Raw genomic sequence first — 19924 nt, 5'->3', positions numbered from 1 at the left:
CCATAGAAGAAATTCTCTGAGAGGCTGAATGGAAACGGATCATGGGCTGGCATCGGCCAGCCGTGTCCATTCGTTCCCTTTTATTGCAGACTTATTTGCAGAAGGATCAGCTGGAAATCGCAGCACGACCTCGTTTGCGGACAATGCCGTGTTTTTGCGACAGATCGCGCAAATAGTTTGACAGAGCGGCGACCACATATTTGCCGTCTTTTTTCTTGAAAGGCACTTTTTCGACCTCGTTCAGATACTGCGCCACTTTTTGCGTGGTGTAACCGGCTTTCAACAGCGCAACCAATTCGTCTTCAAACTCGGTAAAACGGCTTTTTCGGCCACGGCCCATGGATTTCTCCGGATTTTGCTGCATCCATTTTTCGAGTGCTTTTTTCATAACCATCCTTTTAATATTCTTAAATACCCTATTATCCACCAAACAACCATGAACAAAAAACACAAGTATTCACCAGACAGGACCTATTTTTCAGATTCGGCAATGTATGAACAACCTTGCGCTTTATCAAAACGAAAAAATCAAAACGGAAAAGGTCTTCCTGAGACAGATTTTGTTCAACTTTGGGACGAACAATCTCTTCTCGTAATAATGCTCATGGTATCGGCAGTCATTCAAAAATTGAAAAAACAAGGAAAATACATAATAAATTTTAATCTCAATAACCGCAACAAGTCAATCATAAAAAGGCGATACCTCATAAGCTAAATACCCTGTTTTTAAAAAACAGGCATTCAGGTTCTGCAAATACAAATTCTTTGACTCATTATCCCGATAAAGGAAAGGATGGAAAAATCGGATCTGCCCGGCTGAGTTATGCATCTGTCTGGTACGCCCTTCACTCGATAAGACACAAACATCAGTGAACACTAAAATGAATTTTTTTTATTGGAGGGAAAAAAGATCGGATTTGTTTTTTTGAATCAATCGAACATAATGCCCTTCAGTTCGTATCGAAAAGGTAGAACGAACGAAAGCCCAGGGTTGCACTCCTTACAATTGGGCCATATCAAGCAGGCGTTCTTTGCTCATGACACGAAGAACGCTCAAAAAATAGCTCTCGGGAATCGGTGCCCCGGAGACAAATACAAAAGGAACCGATCACGTGTCACAAATCAACCAACATCCCCTCTGCCAGGCCTGCAAAATCGGCAGGCTTATCCCGAAACCCTCAGAAGCCGATTGCTTTTATCTGCAGTGTTCTCACTGCCGCATCAATATGGCCACGCCGGATCGCGCGACCAGACAGTTCCGTCGCTTTTTGGAACGGAAGGGACGTCAAATCGCCTAACCTGAATGTTGACTGTCGTTTCTTCGATTCATGAATTTGTGCAGAGGTCGCGCAGGAACCTGTTTTCTCGATGTGCTTCTTCGGACGTCGAGTATTTCGCTTCCCGGCTCCGAGTGCTTCGTTTCGTCCAGGGAACCCGTGCAATGATGGCTCAGTCAGACTGACTTAATCGCCTTTTCATAACGCACAAACTGGCCGATGACATCCAGCGCCAGCGGCTTGGTCAGCACCACTTTTTCATCACCCAACCGATCCATATCCACGTCTTTGCGCTCATCGGCGGTGATGACCACGATGGTGGTATGCTGAGTGGTGTCCAGAGATTGCAGTGCATCAATGGCGGCATAGCCGTCCATTTTCGGCATGTGCAGATCCACCAGAATCAGATCAAAATTGCCCTGACCGGCTTTGATCAGCCCTTCATACCCATCCATGGCCTGTTCGTAATCCACGTCAGCAAAAAACCGATCCAGATAGTTGGCAATGATGGACTGGGTCACGGGATCGTCATCCAGAATCATCACGCGAACCGTGTGATCCGCCGGGACCACCGTGTTGGAAGTCCCGCGGATGGCTTCCAGATGCGCCATCACCGACGCTTTGCTCAAACGCCTGTGGCCACCTGTGGTTCGCCATGAATCAATCTCTCCCTGATCCACCATCCGTTTGATCACGGTTTTGGACACACCCAGTAGCTCGCAGGCTTTGGTGGTTGTGATAAAGTCGTCCGAAGTCATTCTGGTTGTTTCCGTCATAATGCGTTTATTCACCTTGGCCATTTACCATGATTCGTTTTGGTCTATTTTACGACAAAAGAACGCAACAAAAGAAACCAAACGCATAAAAGTAACAGAAAAAGCGCATCCATCACCCTATTCGTCATGACTGTCGCATGGCATCCAAAAGCGCTTTCGGGGTCAGACGGCTCAGTCCGTTTTGTTCGCAGTCCACTTCGGCATCGTCGTTGTCCGACATCAGAATCAGCCAATCGATCCGGGGATGACGTTCTCGCAACAGCAGAATCTCCTGTTCCGGTATCGGGTCGACGATCGCGACCAGGTGAATGTTGGCTTCTTTGTCGAGAAGTGCTTTCACCTTTTGGCGATCGGGGGCCACATACACGCGCGAATGCGCTTTGAACCGATGCAACCAGGGTTTGAGCCAGTTCGGATCGGCGGCCCAGAGCAACAACCCTTTCTGACCCACCTGACCCGCTTCGTTCTGACAAGGCAGGTACTGACTCAGACAGTGCGACAGACTGGGAAAATCAATGGGTTTGGGCAAATGCTCATTCATCCCGGCTTCCAGTGCTTTGTCGCGGTCTTCGATCAGTGCCGCTGCCGTCAGCGCAATGATCGGGACCGCCGGATGTCTCTGACGAATGCGGCGCGTGGTTTCATAGCCGTCCATGCCCGGCATCTGAATGTCCATTAAAATCAGATCAAACGACTGCTTCTGACACACCTCAACCGCTTCGGCCCCACGACTGACCACCACTGGCGACAATCCCAACGCCTTGAGCATGGCTTTGGCCACTTCCTGATTGATCAGATTGTCCTCCACCAGCAGCACCTGCCCCTGAAAGCGCTGTTGTTCCGGTTCAATGCTCTTCGAAGGCGATGTGTCTGAGTCCGTATCGAGTGTTTCGGATTCCGAACAGGCCGCATAAGGCAGAGCAAACGAAAACCGTGAGCCTTTTCCGGGCTGGCTGTCCAGGGCAATCGCATCGCCCCCCATCAGTCGCACCAGTTTCTGGCTGATCACCAATCCCAGACCCGTGCCGCCATATTCACGGGTGATGCTCGTATCCGCCTGACTGAACGCCTGAAACAGCTGTGTCTGTTGCGCTTCGGTCATGCCGATGCCTGTGTCTGCGACCTCAAAAAACAACCAGGCCTGGTGATCATCGGCTTTGTGCCCTCGCACTGTGATCGCAATGCCACCCTGCTCGGTAAACTTAATCGCATTATTGATCAGATTGCTCAACACCTGCTTCAAACGCATGGCGTCCAGGGTCACACACGGTGAAAGCGGTTCTTCCAGCTCCACTTTCAGCGCCAGCCCCTTGCTCTGCGCCAATGTCTCAAACAAACCCGACAAGTCCTTTACCAACGCTTTCAAATCGGTCGGTTGCGGCGACACCGTCATCTTGCCCGCTTCGATTTTGGAAAAATCCAGAATGTCATTGATGATGGTCAACAGCAGCTGACCGGAAGCACAGACCTTTTCCAGTCGACCGGCCATTTCCTCTCTTGAAACCGATTGTTTGGGCAACTGGCTCAAGCCGATAATGCCGTTCAATGGCGTGCGGATTTCATGGCTCATATTGGCCACAAACTCGGATTTGGCCCGATTCGCCGCTTCCGCCGAACTTTGCGCTTGCTGCAGCTTTTGCGTGCGCTCGGCAATTTGGTCGGCCATGATTTTCATGGCCTCGGAAAGCTGTCCGATTTCATCATTGCTTCTGGGAAAATCGCTTTCGCTCAGATCGTGATGCCGGGACACCTTCATCGCCGTACCGGTCAACGTGCTCAGGGAACGGGTGATCCGCCACCCAAGCCACAACGCCACAATGGTGGCCAACAGCATTTCAATCGCAAACACACTCAGCGTCCAGTTGCGGTTGCGTTCGGTAATGGCCACCAGTGAGGAGGCATCGTACACAAAGCGAACCTGCCCCAACCGGTGTTCTTCCATGGTCACATCCACCTGGTGTCCCAGCAGCGATTGCGATGCCTGCATGTCAGGCGCAGACAGCGCCAGCCAGGTTTTTTCCCGATTCAGGTTGTGTGAACGCATCAGGGTGGAGAACTGATCAAGCAATGCCTTGTTGCCTTTTATCGACAACGGTCGCCCTTCCTCATCCCAAACCCCGGCGGCGACAATGTTTTTCAGTCCGATGAAGGTTTCAAGGGCGTTGTCCAATGTGGCCAGATCCCTGACCAGCAACGGCACCTTGGCCGACTCGGCCATCAATTGACCGGAAGAGGTCAACTGGTCTGAAACCAGTTTGCCTGAGGTCTCTTTCAGGGCCGCAAAATTCAAAGCCACGATGGCGGACACAAACAGCACTTCGGCGAGAATGAACGTCAGCAGGAATTTGTAACGAAACGACATTACTTTCCTTCGCTCACAGGTTTCACCGACAGACGCGCCCGCAAGGCACGAATCGGCGCATAATCGTCATCCTCCACTGGCATCAGACGCGCAAACCCCAATGGATCCATCACCTTCTGCGGCAGGGTTTGCCAGGCCTGCGTCAACTGGCTGGCCGTGGCAGGCGTCAGGCGGGGATGAAACGCAATCGGATGGCTGGGATAAGGGGCCGTGCGATACACCACCTGCAGTTTGCCTTTGTCTTCGTCCGCATCAAAAGCACGAAACGTTCGTTCCACGCCCCCGCCATAGTCGCCCACGCCTCTGGCCACGCCTTTGTAAACCGAGTCATGCGAATTCACATAACGGACCAGCCCTTTGGCCTCAATCGCCAGATCAAAGTTTTCCAGCATTTCGTATTTGATCACCAGAGTCGCGGCAAACGCATTGGGCGAAGGAAACAGCACCGGTCTGGCCAGAAGTTTCTGCGGTTCAAACGTGGAATGGGTTGACACCAGTATGCCCCGAATATCGCCTTCCCGGCGGAACCTGGCCAGATACCCCTGTTGTTGGTGCGCCACGACATAATGATAAGGGTTCATGTAAGCCATATCGTAGCGCCCCTTGGCCAACTGGGTTTCGAACTCGGCAATCGACTTTTCGGTTTCAAACACCACTTCCCGACCGGTCACGCCTGACAGATGCGCCGCGACCGGTTGCCAGTTCTGATAAAGCTTTAACGGGCTTTGTTGCGGCACCACACCCAGTATCAGGCGGTCTTGCGCCCAGACCTGACCGGCCAGAAGCCACCCCATTCCTATAACCATCATCCAACGCACGATTTTCACTCCACCATCAGATGTCATTCAACAAATGAGCCTGCCAGAATTCGCTCACCGCCTCGGCTTCAAACTCCCGACACGCCCAGGCGGGCTGATACGACAACCAGGCCTGGCAAAAATCGGCCTGTTCCCGGGTTTGATACAGAAACAGCACCGGTTGCGTCGTCAAGCGCTCGTTCAACTGAGTCAAAAAATGCTGAGCATCCGGCTGAGCCAGCACAAAAGCCACATCCAGCATCACCGCATCAGGCGGACGCTGAGCCAGCTGATCCAGAAGATTGTTCCGGGTCGGGGCAATGCGCAACGCCAGCTGCGCGCCAGCGGTTTCGGCCCATTGCGACACCGCCTGCAGAGCCTGAGGGTCGGTTGCGGCATAAACACAACTGGCCATCGACTCCTGAGCGGAGGCTTCAGTGGACGCATCACAGGACCCGGTCCGGGCCGTTTCCCGGGCCAGTGGAAACGCAATGGAAAATGTCGTCCCAACGCCCACTTGGCTTTCGACCTCAATCGAGCCTTCCATGGTTTCCACCAGATCTTTGGTAATGCTCAACCCAATGCCGGTGCCCTCAATGTCCGAATTTTCATATCCCAGCCGGTTGAAGGGTTCAAACAACTGCTCCAGTTTGTCCGGCGCAATGCCTTCTCCCGTATCCGCGATGGTCATCGCCCAGTAGGGTCGACCCTCTTGCGTCAGCGTTCGACAACTCAATCGAATCTGCCCGCCTTCGCGGTTGTATTTGATCGCGTTGCTCATCAGGTTCAGGACCACCTGTTTCAATCGCAGGCGATCCACATTCAGATATTCTTCGGACCGGACCGGTTCAAATACCAGTTCGATCCCCCTCGCATCACGCTCCTGCTGCGTCAGGGTCAGCACCTCTTGAATCACGGACTTGACGTTGACTTCTTCGATCTGGATTCGAAGCTGACCGCTTTCCAGTTTGGCGAACGCCAGCACATCGTCAATCAGTTGCAGCAAATGCTTGCCACTGCCATGAATGATGCCGATCTGGTTTTTCTGATCCGCGCTCAGATCTTCCAGTTCCAGCAACTGCGAAAAGCCGATGATCGAATTCAGTGGGGTGCGCAACTCATGGCTCATGGCCGAAAGAAAATCGGATTTGGCCTGGTTGGCCCTTTCGGCTTCATCCCGCGCTTGCGACAAGGCTTTCTGTTGCTGGCGCGATGTGGCCAGGGCCTGTTTCATCCGTCGCAGCACCAGAGACAGAATCAGTGTGGCCGTCAGCGCCATCAGCAACATGGCCCCAAAGGTGACCCAGGCCGACTGATTGCTCACCGCCTGCAGAGACGACACCGGACGCTGCACTTCCAGCACCCCGCGCACATCGCCCAGCACCCAATCGGTTCTGGGGGTGCCCGGATAGCTGTTGTGACAGCTGACACAGGCCTGGTCTTTAAACACATCGGCCACCGCAAACCGCAGCACCTTCTGCTCGTCGATCACTTCATAGCGGCTGTAGCTTTCAGCCGGGTGGTCGCGCAGATAGTCCATCGCGTCTTTTTGAAACGCATCCCGAATGCCCCCGTTTTCCCGCCAGGCAAAAGGTTGGTCGCTGTAGAGACGGACCCTGTACTGCGATTCTTCCGACAGCTTGTCACCAAAATCAATGGCAAAGGTGGCCGGCAGCGGAATGCTGCCGTCTTCGATCGCATAATCGTGCGTGACCGGCACGTCATACTGATCCAGAGCCGGAATGATCTGGGTGGCGTAAAAATTGCGGTACTGAGCAACCGAATGGGAAAAATTGGACGCGTCTTCCACGGCAATGCGATGCGAACGTTGCTCCGTCTGCACATAATGCAGCCAGAAAACCACGGAAATCCCCAGAATCAGAAACACCGCAATCAAGGGCGACAACCGCTCTACCCAGCGGATCATGGCATCAGCTTTCATTGTCATTCTCACTTTCAATCAATTGTTGTTGTCGTTGCTCAATCAGAGCCTGCAAAACCGATGCGTCACCAGGCCTGGTCAAAACACCATCAAACCCGGCCTGTTCAAGCTGTTCAATCTGTTGTCCGGTGACCTCCTCGGTCATGGCGTAAACCGGCACGGGGCGGCCTTTCAGCTGATCCCGCAACGCCGTCAGCGCCTGGCCGTCCTGCTTTTCGGCCAGGGGCACATCCAGCAGAATCATATCGGGCAGCCAGGCGGAAATCTGCTCCAGACCGTTTTTCAGCGACGGCGCAATTTTCAGCGTCACCTGCGGCATGGGTTCCACCACAGAGGCGGTCAGCGCCATGGCCTGGGGACGGTCCACAATGTCCAGCAGTTTTATTTCGCGGCTGGCAAGCGGGTTCGATTTCGCCGAAGCGTCGATGTCGGTGTTTATACCCGTTGACGCCTGGGTTGCATCGTTTTCCGCCAGAGGCAGGCACAGGCAAAACTCACTGCCTTCATCCGGCACGCTTTCCACCTCAAGCCAGCCTCCCATCAGCTCAACCAGATCCTTGCTGATGCTCAGACCAATGCCGCTGCCCTCAATCTCGGATGTTTCATACCCCAGCCGGTCAAAGGGTTCAAACAATCGTGCCAACTGGTTTTGGGTCATGCCCACGCCGGTATCGGCGATGTTCAGACACCAGCAAGGGATGTCTTCGCGATGACTTTGATGCCAGTCCAACGACACCCTGCCTCCCTGGCGGTTGTATTTGATCGCATTGGACATCAGATTCAACAGCACCTGTTTCAGTCTGAGAGGGTCGGCCAGAATGACCGGCGCAGAGGCCATATCCGCCATCTCCAGTCGAATCTCATGGTGCATGGCATCCGATTCCACAATGGCCATGATTTCCGACAGAATTGGCGCCACCGAAACCGGTTGCCGCTGGCATTCGGCCTTGCCGCTTTCCAGTTTGGCAAAGGCTAGCACATCATTGATCAACTGCAGCAGATGGTTGGCACTGCGCTCAATCGTCCGCACCTGCGCCGGGACTGGCGCAGGCAACTTCTGTGAGGCCAGCAACTGGGCAAACCCGATGATCGCATTCAGCGGCGTGCGCAATTCATGGCTCATGGACGACAAAAATTCCGACTTGGCCTGGTTGGCCTCTTCCGCCTGCAATTTGGTCTGCAGCAACCGGATCTGATCCTCCCGCCGTCCCAGAGCCAGACTGACCTGCAGCGCAATCTGTGACAACAACGTTTCTTCTTCCGCCAAAAAACGGGCACTGGAATCGCACGCTTCATCGTCTTGAGCCTGCACACATACCTGCAAATGGCCCTCGCGTTCGCCCACCGACAAGGTGGCCTCCCGGCAACCGTCGGTTTCAACAAAGTCGTGGCTCTGCCAGATGCGGTCCCCAAGCGTCAACCTGACCTGAGTCAACTCGGGAAAGCGCCATCCTGCTGGCATTTGCGCCACAACCTGCTGCAGCATCGTCGATTCTTCCAGGGTGTCATCGGCCAACGTCTGCATCACTTGGTTCAGACAACGGTTTTCTTTGACCCGCTCGTTCAATTCCCAGACCCGGTTTTGCAGCTCCTGCTCAATCGCCTTGACATGGGTCATGTCGGTTCGGATCGACACATACTGATAAATTTTGCCCGTCTCATCCAGAAACGGGGTGATGGTAGAATAAACCCAGTATTCCTCCCCCCTTTTGCTCAGATTGCAGACTTCGCCCTGCCAGACTTTTCCCGAAGCGATGGTGCGCCAGAGTGTCCTGAAAAATTCGGGCGGGTGGCGGTCGGATTTGATCAGTCGATGGGTATGCCCCAGCAATTCTTCACGGCGATAACCGCTGATCTGACAGAAACGGTCATTGACCTGGGTGATGCGTCCGGCCCGATCGGCCACACTGACAATGGCATGATGGTCCAGCGCATCATTGAGGCGTTGCTGTTCATAAAGCCGATGGCGAATGTTTTCCGACAGATAGCGATACTGGCGGGCCCGATGCGCGCGCAGGCGCACGGTTTCCACAAATGCGTGCGGATTGACCGGCTTGACCAGAAAATCGTCCCCACCCTGCTGTAACGCGGACAACTGATGCGAAAACGCGTCTTCCCCAGACACAAACACAATGGGCAATTCGGCGTCGGTACGACCCTGCCTGACCGCCCAGGCAAACGCCTGACCGGAAACGTCGGGCATGTACAAATCCAGTACCAGCACATCCGGTTCAAACCCGCTCAGTTCCGCAAACGCCTGATGCGGATCGCTGTGGCCCACCACCACAAACCCGGCCTCTTCCAACAACGCCGTCTGAATCTGCAACGCCACATCACTGTCGTCCAGTAGCAAGGCCCGGTAAGGGTCCGTCTGTTGCAACATCAGCCTTTCTGCCAGCTTTTCCACCAGCCATTGCACGGGTTGACCGGGGTCGAGCACCTCGCACACCCCCTGCTGGTACAGTTCCAGACGCGCATCAAGTCGATCAATCGTTTCCATCCACACCAGAGAGGTACGCTGAGACAATGTGTCCGAAACCTGAGTCAACCAGTCATACAAACGCCACCGTGTATCCTCGCAGGCATCAAACACCAGCATGGCCGGCGGCTCCGATTGGTGCCAGATGGCCGCCAGTTCATCAAAACGCGTGATCACCACCGGTTCAATCTGTCTGGCCGCCAAGGCATGACACAGAGACCGCAAGCGTTCTGTGTGCAACAGATCCGAGCCGGTACAATCCGGGCTGAGCAAATACAGTTTCTGCCCCTCCAGAGTCAGATCGGGCCGTTTGACTGACTGATTCACAGACCCAACCTCACTGCGGTCAGACGTGCGTGCAGATGCGCCTGATCAATCGGCAGGGGCAGCAAGGCATCAAACAGCGTCTGATGACACAACGCCACGGCCTGATCGGTTTTTTCCACCATCCCGTATAATTGCAGAGCGTGTCCGGCTTCCTCGTATTCGGCCTTCAGGGTCGCCACCCGCTCTGGCACCTCCGAGTCACAGGCATTCAACACCACCACATGAGGCCAACTGTGCCGCCACTGGTCCTGCGCATTGTCCCAGGTGGGCGCGATTGTCAGGGTCACCCGGTCAAACGGTTCCACCGCCTCGGACAGGGCCGCCATACGCCCCGGATCGGAATCCACACACAACACCATCACCGTCTGGCCGCTGGCTTTTCTTGCAGCCGGATCAGGCACTGGCCTGTCACTGTCAGGATCAACGCTCTCCCCGGCTTCCACCAATGGGAAGTAAACCAGAAAGGCTGTGCCCTGATCCGGCTGGCTGCGCACCTCGATTCGGCCATGCATCTGTTCAATCAAATCGCGGGTAATACTCAGGCCAATGCCGGTGCCCTCCACCCCGGAAGATTCCTGGCCCAGACGGTTGAATGGCTCAAACAGCTGCGACAATTGTTCCGGTGACATGCCAATGCCGGTATCGGCCACCTGCAATTGCCAGGCCTGGCCGTCTACTGTGTCAACCTGTCTGGAGGTGACCGATACCCGACCCTCTGGACGGTTGTACTTGATCGCGTTGCTGAGCAGATTGATCATCACCTGCCTCGCACGCAAAGCATCCACATAAGCGAAAGCTGCACCGGACTGATGCTCGCTTTCCAGCCGAATGCCCTGCGCTTTGGCGTCGGCGGCGATCAGCTGGGTGGCCTCATCGGTCAGTGCCACCATGTCGGTCACCGCAAACTGCATCGGCAACTGCCCCACTTCCAGTTTGGCAAACTCCAGAATGTCATTGATCAACTGCAGCAGATGTTTGCCGCTGGCCTGAATGGTCTGAAGCTGCTGCGTCTGCTGCGCCTCCATTTCCGACAGTTCCATCAACTGTGAAAACCCGATGATCGCATTCAAAGGCGTGCGCAACTCGTGGCTCATGGACGACAGAAACTGGGATTTGGCTTGGTTGGCTTCCTGAGCGAGGGCTTTTTCCTTCTGCGCTTCTTCGACCGAAGCCTGCAGACTTTCCCGTAGCGACACAATCAATGAAATGTCCTGGCGGATTGACAGGTATTCCACCAATCGGCCTTCCGCGTCCAGGATCGGGATAATGTGCGACATCACATGGTAGCTGCTGCCGTCTTTGCGCCGATTCTGAATCTCACCCGACCAGATCCGATGACGCTGAATGGTGGCCCACAAATCGCGAAACGTCTCCGACGGCGTGTCGGGGTGGCGAATAATACTGTGCGGCTGTCCGATCAGTTCTTCACGCGCATAACCACTGATCTGACAGAAATTGTCGTTCACGTCGGTAATGGTGCCGGTGGGGGCCGCCCGGGAAACGATCAGCGTCTGGTCGATCGCGATTTTCAGGTATTTCAGATCGAACAACACGCGATTGGTTTTTTGCAACAACTGATTGAACGCCTGCGACACCTCCCCGATTTCATCGTCCTTGTCGATCCAGACCGGCTGGTCATAACGCTGGGTATCGACGATGTTGCGCATGGTCTGAGTCAATCCGCGCAGAGGTTTCAGCACATTAAAATGCAACAGGCCCAACTGCATGAGCCCGCCCAGAACCAGAGCGATCAGTGCCGCAATCAGCACCCAGATCACCTGAAAGGTTTTTTCCCAGGCCTGGTCCAGCAAACGTTCCCTGGGCGTGGCAACCAGATGGTAGGCCTCCGGCGCGTCTCCGGACGCATCAAAATTCAATGGCTGGACAAAATAGAACCACTGACCTTTTTCGTGAAGCTCACCGGCACGCATGGATTGCGCATTCAAACGCCAATCGGACACAGCCTGCCCGGAAAAATAAGCCGCGTTATCCACCCCCCAGCTTGATGCACTGTCAGAATCGGCCACGCGCCCTTTTCGAAACACCGCGTACGCATGTCCCTGATCGGAAAATTCATTCAGAACCTGTTTCAACCCCTGTGAAACCGTAATAAACCCCACCAGTTCCTGCGGGTCGTCAACGGCAAACACGGGCTGAATACTAACCACTCGATAGGCGTCACCAAATCCGCTCAATTCCAGTCGCGTCACCGCCTCTGTCAGATCGGTCATGGCTTGCTGAAGCATCGGATGGGTGCTGACATCCTGACCGAAGGAATCCAGATCGTAAGAACGATAGAGCGAACGGCCATCAAAAGTAATGGCATGAAAACCATAATTGTCAAACCCGGTCCAGGTCGAAAAGGTATCACGCAAGTGCCCCAATTCCCGATCCAGCGCATCACGGTCTTCGTACGCCAGGGCCTTCTGAATCGCCGAATTCTGGGACAGGGCCAGCATAACCCCATGCAGAATTTTCTCTTTTTTGTCGATGCGTTCCTTGAGCAAAGCCGTCTGGGTGGCGACATGATCGGATTGGGTTTTGGCAAGAAAATGCTGGTGAGCGCCCCAGGTGGCCAAGGCCCCCAGAAGCAGCAGCAGAATCAGACTGAAAATAATCAGCTGGCGATTATGTCGCAAAAGGGACGTTTTTAGCATGATCAGTCCTGATAATCGGCACTGATCTCGCGTATGCGAGGCAATACCTGAAGAAACGCGTCCACCAGCTGTGGGTCGAAGTGCTCGCCTTTTTCTCGCTCAATCAACCCCACTGCTTTTTCACTGGGCCAGGCTTCTTTGTAGGGGCGGGTGGAGGTCAGCGCGTCATACACGTCCGCAATGGCGACAATGCGTCCAGACAAGGGAATGGCCTCGCCTTTCAGGCCATGGGGATAGCCTTTGCCATTGTATTTTTCATGGTGGGTCAAGGCAATTTCAGCGGCCAGCTGCAAAAGCTCGGATTGGCCATTTGACAGAATTTCGCCGCCAATGGTCACATGCTCTTTCATCACGAGATACTCGTCGTCTGTCAGCTTGCCCGGCTTCAGCAAAATGGTGTCCGACACGCCGATTTTGCCCACATCGTGCATGGGGGAAGCAATGCCGATCAGATCACAGAAGTGCTTGTCCATGCCGTACTCTTCGGCAATGGCCTGAGCAAACAGACTGACCCGTTTGACATGATTGCCGGTTTCATTGTCCCGGTATTCCGCCGCGCGACCCAGGCGATAAATCATTTCCAGCTGCGCGGTTTCCAGTGCCTGGGTGCGTTCCTGCACCTTGACTTCAAGCGTCTGGTTTTCTTCGCGCAAACGACGCTTGAAATGCCAGTTTTCCAGATGAATGTTCACCCGTTTCAAAAGTTCGGTGCGGTTAAAAGGTTTGGTAATGTAATCGCTGGCACCGTTGTCCAGCGCTTTGATCCGACTGTCTTCGTCGGCTTGGGCGGTGAGCATGACCACAGGGGGAAACCGATCCCTGTCGAGCATCTGGCTCATCAGCGACAACACCGCAAACCCATCCATCAACGGCATATTGATGTCCAGCAGCACCAAGTCGTATTGGCTCTGAACAAAATGCTGCGTCAGTTCCAACGGCTTGGTCACAGAGGTAATACGTTCATACCCGGCGGACTTCAGCGTCGCCTCAATCACCTGAATATTGGTCGCATTGTCATCCACCACCAGAATGCTGGACGCTTCCAATGCCTTCGCCATTTCGGGCATGCCTCACCTCATTATTATCCATCAAAAAACAGTTTATCAAAAAAACGACCTTTTCGCTAAAAAACGAACTAAAAGAGCGAAAAAGGCAAACTCCGTCATCATTGTCTGAATGGTCTTGACTTCATGAGTCCTTTTCACGAAACGAAACACGCTTAATGCTGGTTAGTGCCTGCTCAAACGCCTGTTGCGTCTCCATCGATCGAATCACCATCGACCCCGTTTCTGGGGACTGCCAGGCGCATTCGCCTTTCACCCAGAATTCACCCTGCATGGCCTCGGTTTCCTGCTTGAGCGCGTCACAGAAATCGGTCGACACCACGACCATCCGAGGGGCACCCCCCTCCTTCAGAAAGGTTTTCAGCGTCGGCACATCCCGAATCACCTTGACCCGAAAATCCGACTTGGCCAGTTTCATCCAATCTTTGAACTCTTCCGGTTGCGCGGACGCAAACACCGCCCATTCCCGACCCGATGCGGACGATGTCGACGTCCCTGACACTGGCAGCCAGCGTGCCAGCGCCTGCGACAAGGCAGACTGGTCAATCGGTTTGCCCAAATGGTCATTCATCCCTGCCTGCAAGGCTTTTTCACGATCCTCAACCATGGCCGCTGCTGTCAAGGCAATGACCGGGATATTGCTGTCCTGCTCGCGAATGTGACGAGTGGCCTCATAGCCGTTCATACCCGGCATTTGAATGTCCATCAGAACCAGATCATACGCCTGTTGAGTCACCATTTGCAGCCCCTGTTCGCCTTGTGCGGCCACATCGACGACCAGCCCCAGCTGCTGAAGATGCTCGGCGACCACCTCCTGGTTAATGGGGTTGTCTTCCACCAGTAGCACCCGACCCGAAAGATGCGCCAACGCTTGAGAAGACGTGTCCTGTTGCGCCTTCCAGTCCCGAATCGCTTCTGCCGGGGGACGTGCCAGTGGCAGACGGAAACGGAAGGTCGAACCCTGTCCCGGCGAGCTTTCCAGCTCGATCAACTCCCCGCCCATCGCCTGTACCAGTTGCTGACTGATCACCAGCCCCAACCCGGTACCACCGAATTCACGGCTGATGGAGGTGTCGGCCTGACTGAATGCCTGAAACAGCCGTTGTTGCTGTTGTGCGTCCATGCCAATTCCGGTGTCCGAAACCTCGAAGATTAACCAGGCCTGGTCAGAAGCGCTTTGCCCGGCCGTGATTGTCAATCGAACGGCCCCCTGAGGGGTGAACTTGAAGGCGTTACCCAGCAGATTGGTCAGGATCTGGCGCAATCGCATGCTGTCGCCGCGATAATAAGACGCCGCTCCGGGGTCAAGCTGAACCGAGAAGTCCAGCCCCTTTTCTTCAGCCAGAGGCAAAAACACGTCCTTGAGTTGGTCAATGTCGGTCTGCAAGTCAAACAGGCGAGACTCCAGAGCCATTTTGCCTGCTTCGATTTTGGAGAAATCCAGAATGTCATTGATGATGCCCAGCAACAGCCGGGCGGCCTGATCAATCTTTTTCAGACGGACTCGCAATGCTTTGACGGTGGTGTCATTTTGTCCCAGTTCGCTCATCCCCAGAATCGCGTTCATCGGCGTGCGTATTTCATGGCTCATATTGGCCAGAAACTCGGACTTGGCCTGATTGGCTTTCTGGGCCTCCACCTGCGCGGCCCGCATCTGAGCCTGACTCTGTCGCAACCGCCGGTTCAACCAGCCCAGAATGAAATACCCAACCAGCAGCAAACCGATCAAACTGCCCACCGACACCAGGGTCCAGCGGTATTGATGCCAGATTTCGGTCCAACTGACCTGTCGCTTGAGATCGAACGGAGGCAAGCCCATGTCTCGCAGCATGCGTTCCAGCCCCAAGTAGTCCTGAGGTGGCACAAACCCGGCAAAATTCAAAGCCTTCATGCCGGGGTCCGATGCCTGCAAACCAAACAATGCCACTGTCATCTTTTTCACTGTCTCGGTGTCCACATGCGCCAACGCAAAAAACGGCCATTCCGGCACCAACGTTGAAGACACCACAAACGGGTAAGCACTCAAAGGACGGAGATGAATCACCTTAAAATCGCTCATCTGATGGCCTTTTTCAGCGACCATATATTCCAGAATACTGGTGCGAACAAACCCGGCATCTGCCTGCCCACTCAATACCGCCTCTACGACTGCTTCATGCTCACCTACTTCTTTGAATGCCAATTGTTCAACATTGATCCCGGCTTTGAAAAACTCATAAGCAGGTACCCGAAAGCCGCCCGCATGGTGTTTGGAAGGCACCGCAATGGTGGCGTCGGTCAGATCACTCAGATTCTGGTAATTTTCACCAGGCCTGGTAAAAATCACCCCGCCCAGACTGCTGACCTTCTGGCCCTGATGAAGGCGCTCCACCGTTGCAATGGGGGACGCCAACGCATTCTGATGACGAATGATCTGATAGAGACTGGGGTTGGTAAACAGCAGATCCAGCTGATTCAGGCGAATCGCTTCCAGCATTTCCGGCTCGGTCAGCAGACGGTATTCCAGCCGATAGCCCGGCAGCTGCTGCTCCAGATGTGCGATCAAAGGCCGGTATTTTTCTTTCAGCATGGCCTTGTCCTGATGCTGAAAAATGCCGATATGGTACACGTCTTCATCCGCAAACGCCGTCGGCATAGCAAGCAACCCCACACTGACCAGTATGGCACTGAGCATGGAGGAAAACACGGCGGTTGGCCCCAGCTTTCGCCCCAGACGATGATGGCGTCTGTCGTTAAACATCGTTTTGACTTTCCTCTGTGTAAACGACCATCCGGTTACGACCGAGATGCTTGGCTTCGTAGAGTGCCCGATCCGCCTGCTCCAGCCAGTCCTGTCTGGTGCGTTGACCGTTCACCACTTCGCAGAAACCGCCCAGACTGATGGTGACGTGATTGGCCACGGACGAATAATCGTGACGCAGATTGGCCGCTGCCACCGCCGCCCGCAGGGCTTCGCCCACTTTGCGGGTGCCCTCGGCGTCGGTTTCGGGCAGGAGCACCACAAATTCCTCACCGCCATAGCGGGCCAGAAAGTCACCAGGGCGCTTGAGCGTGCTCTGCATCAGACCGGCGACCTTTTCCAGACATTCATCGCCGCGACCGTGCCCGTAATGGTCGTTGTAGGGCTTGAAGTGATCGATGTCGATCATAATCACGCCCAGCGGACTCTGTTCCCGATGCAGGCGGCCCATTTCCTTTTTCAGTGTCTCGTCCAGCTGGCGACGATTGGGCACCTGGGTCAGCCCATCGATGTGCGACATCATTTCCAGCATGTCGGTGCGTTGCTTGAGTTTCAGATGGTTCCGCACCCGAGCCAATACCACCGGCACCTTGAACGGTTTCACAATAAAGTCCACACCACCGGCCTCAAACCCTTTGGACTCGTCCGTTTCTGAATCCAACGCAGTCACAAAAATCACTGGAATATCTTGGGTTTGCGGATCATTTTTCAGCACGCGACATACCTCAAAACCGTCCATCTCAGGCATCATAATGTCCAGCAGAATCAAATCCGGCGCAGGACCATGATGCACCACCTTCAACGCCGCTTCGCCCGAATCGGCAACCTGCACCGCATAATCGGGTTTCAACGCATTGGCCAGTACCTTGAGGTTGGTTTTTGCATCGTCCACCACCAGTATCCGTGAACGTCTCGATTCGGTGTCACTTTGCTGCGCCTGCACCGTGATTTCTGCGTCAACGGGTTGTTCAGACAGATCGGATTGAGAATTGGCCGAAGCCTGTTCGGCTGACAAATCCAGCCACTTGCTCACGGCCCGGGTAAAAGACGCCCACATAATAGGTTTGCTTAAATGTTCGTTCATGCCTGCGGCCTGAGACTTTTCCCGGTCTTCGATCATGGCAGCGGCGGTGACCGCAATCACGGGCACATCCGGCTGGTACTGACGAATTTTGCGGGTGGCCTCATACCCATCCATGCCCGGCATCTGAATGTCCATCAACACCAGATCAAAATGCTTGACCCGGCTCAAATCCACCGCCTGCTCGCCATTGTCGGCGGTCAAATAATCCAGTCCCATACGGGTCACAAAGGCGGCCACCACCTTCTGGTTGACCGCATTGTCCTCCACAATCAGCACGCGCTGTCTGCCACCGGTCATCGGCTGGCTCGTCGTTTCAATCAGGCTCGCTTCCTCGGATTTGTCACAGGGTTTGGCCGGCAACACAACCCGAACCCTGGTGCCGTGTCCCTCTTTGGATTCGATGTCAATGTCACCGCCCATACGCCGAATCAGTTTCTGCGACATCACCAACCCGATGCCGATGCCCGACTGATGGCGGGTATTGCTGGCGTCGCCCATTTCAAACATTTCAAACAAATGTTCCTGTTGTGCCTCACTGATGCCCGTGCCAGTGTCTTCCACCTCAAACACCAGCGTTTGTGAATCAGCGTGGGCCTGATGCGTCACCGACAGTACCATATGCCCCTGAAACGTAAACTTGAGCGCATTGCTGAGCAGGTGACTCAGGACCTGTGCCAACCGATCGGCATCGGCCACGTAACAGTCATGGCCCAAACCGTCATTGACCACCTGAAAACGCAGATGCCGGGCTTTGGCCTGATGCTGAAACAGACTTTCCAGATTCTGCAGCAACTGACTCAGGTAAAACGGTCTGGCCTGAATGGGCAGTTCGTCCGAGTCCAGACTGACCAGATCCAGCACATCGTCCAACTGACGCAGCAGCAATCTGGCGGAATGATTGATCTGGCGGACCATGGACCCCACCTGATCGGGATCGTTTTCATGCGGCACCAGCTCGCTCAGACCGATGATGCCGTTCATGGGCGTGCGCAGTTCGTGGCTCATATTGGCCAGAAATTGCGATTTGGCCTTATTGGCGGCCTCGGCTTTGTCCTTGGCCTGTTTCAACGCCGATTCCATTTCGATCCGGGCGGTGATGTCGCGGTTAATGCCAAACAACCCCGTCACCGTGTGACCGTCTTCGGCAAAGACCGGCCACTTGCTGGCCTGAACCCAGCCTTTTTCGCCATATTTGTTCAGATAAGGGACCTCCTTGTCCAGCAATGGCCGACCATGACTTAACACCCATTGTTCGTCCCTGTGGTAACGTGATCCCAGGGCTTCCGGAAACACCTCCAGCGAGGTTTTGCCAATCAGTTCACGCCAGGACGCATAACCATTGATGTCGGCCACCGTCTGCGAACTGAATTCAAACCGATGCTGCGCGTCTTTGAAGAAAATAAAGTCGGACGTGTTTTCCAGCAGCACCACAAACTTTTTATTGAGTTCGTCCAATTGCGTCTGAGCGTGTTTGAGCACCGTAATGTCCACCGCCGTGGCAACGACGCGAGGCTGCCCTTCCAGGGTGGCTTTGGTCAACTGCACCCACTCCCACCGTTCTTCGCCCGAGGCGGTCCGCGTCTTCCATTCGAATTGTTGCGGACCGCGATGCGCGGCCCGGTGGATCCAGTTGAGTGCGTCTGTTTCCGAGAACGGCGGATCACCAAACAACTTGGCCTGCTTCAGATGCTGAAGTGATTCACAACCATAAAAGTGCAAAGTCTGCTGATTGGCCCGCAAAAGCTCCCCCGTACTGGGGTCATGCACCATAATGGCGGCTGGGGATTGTTCAAAATACGTCTGCAACAGTTCCTGATTGTGCTGGCGTTCCCGCTTTTCACGTCGCCAGGCCACCGATTGCGCCAGCCAGGCAAGCAACAGCACGACGGCCAAAGCCGAAAACCACCAGGCCTGGTAAGTTTTGCTTTGCTGCAACGCCTGCATCTGCTCATCCACCTGTGCTTCCAGATTGGCCTGATAGCGGGCCAGTGAGTCGTCGCCCAGCGCCAGTTCTTTCAGAGGCATGATCATCGACAGCAGCAGAGACCGCTGACCGATTTCATAAGGATAGGAATACACCTGCACCCGTCGCGTTTCCCCTGACGCTAGACGATGACGGAAGATGAAAAAATGACGATTCTCTTCGGCTGCGGCCTGACGCTCGACCGCCACCTGTTCCGGCGTAAAGGTATTGATCTGCTGGATCGTCATCTCGGTCAGGACATCATTGGAATAGCCATAAAAATCCACCGCCTGGGCGTTGACCTCTACAATCTGCCCTTTGCCGGGATCGATCAGCAGCATCGGCAAAGGATGGTTTTCAAACACCCGCTCAAACGTGGGCACAGCGGCGTGAAGAGAGCTTGCCGCCAGAATCAGGCAGATGCCCGCCAAAAGATTGTAAAACCGTTTCATTATG

Annotated in this window: 10 protein-coding genes; all 10 read right to left on the bottom strand. The window is 54.5% G+C overall.

Annotated elements, in window-relative coordinates:
• Positions 1-106 precede the first annotated feature (106 nt).
• Entirely contained in the window at positions 107-388 is a 282-nt protein-coding gene (locus tag A377_RS0108050) for a hypothetical protein (protein WP_019895763.1), read from the bottom strand.
• A gap of 1065 nt (positions 389-1453) precedes the next feature.
• Positions 1454-2053 (bottom strand): response regulator, encoded by a 600-nt coding sequence (locus tag A377_RS0108040; RefSeq protein WP_169338016.1) that lies wholly within the window; start codon positions 2051-2053, stop codon positions 1454-1456.
• Positions 2054-2177: 124 nt separating this feature from the next.
• Positions 2178-4415 (bottom strand): hybrid sensor histidine kinase/response regulator, encoded by a 2238-nt coding sequence (locus A377_RS12815; RefSeq protein WP_019895760.1) that lies wholly within the window; start codon positions 4413-4415, stop codon positions 2178-2180.
• Entirely contained in the window at positions 4415-5209 is a 795-nt protein-coding gene (locus A377_RS12265; RefSeq protein ID WP_019895759.1) for a phosphate/phosphite/phosphonate ABC transporter substrate-binding protein, read from the bottom strand. The genes A377_RS12815 and A377_RS12265 overlap by 1 nt, the downstream gene beginning before the upstream one ends.
• A gap of 40 nt (positions 5210-5249) precedes the next feature.
• Entirely contained in the window at positions 5250-7160 is a 1911-nt protein-coding gene (locus A377_RS12810) for an ATP-binding protein (protein ID WP_083919131.1), read from the bottom strand.
• Positions 7144-9960 (bottom strand): response regulator, encoded by a 2817-nt coding sequence (locus A377_RS12805; RefSeq protein WP_019895757.1) that lies wholly within the window; start codon positions 9958-9960, stop codon positions 7144-7146. Before A377_RS12805 ends, A377_RS12810 begins: the two co-directional genes overlap by 17 nt.
• The gene (locus A377_RS12800; protein ID WP_083919130.1) at positions 9957-12617 is read right to left on the bottom strand and encodes an ATP-binding protein; all 2661 of its coding nucleotides are present in this window, start codon (positions 12615-12617) and stop codon (positions 9957-9959) included. Before A377_RS12800 ends, A377_RS12805 begins: the two co-directional genes overlap by 4 nt.
• Positions 12618-12619: 2 nt before the next feature.
• A complete protein-coding gene (locus tag A377_RS0108010; protein ID WP_019895754.1) occupies positions 12620-13684 on the bottom strand; it encodes an HD domain-containing phosphohydrolase in 1065 nt (354 codons plus the stop codon).
• A 121-nt stretch (positions 13685-13805) separates the two neighbouring features.
• Complete coding sequence (locus A377_RS12795; protein WP_019895752.1) at positions 13806-16421, bottom strand: PhnD/SsuA/transferrin family substrate-binding protein; 2616 nt, start codon at positions 16419-16421, stop codon at positions 13806-13808.
• Positions 16414-19920 carry a response regulator gene (locus A377_RS13005; RefSeq protein ID WP_019895751.1) on the bottom strand — a complete coding sequence of 1169 codons (3507 nt, stop codon included), beginning with the start codon at positions 19918-19920 and terminating at the stop codon, positions 16414-16416. Before A377_RS13005 ends, A377_RS12795 begins: the two co-directional genes overlap by 8 nt.
• Positions 19921-19924: the final 4 nt, after the last annotated feature.

The sequence above is a fragment of the Hydrogenovibrio halophilus DSM 15072 genome (assembly GCF_000384235.1).
GTDB classification, from domain to species: domain Bacteria; phylum Pseudomonadota; class Gammaproteobacteria; order Thiomicrospirales; family Thiomicrospiraceae; genus Hydrogenovibrio; species Hydrogenovibrio halophilus.
This window is presented reverse-complemented; position numbering and strand designations above follow the sequence as displayed.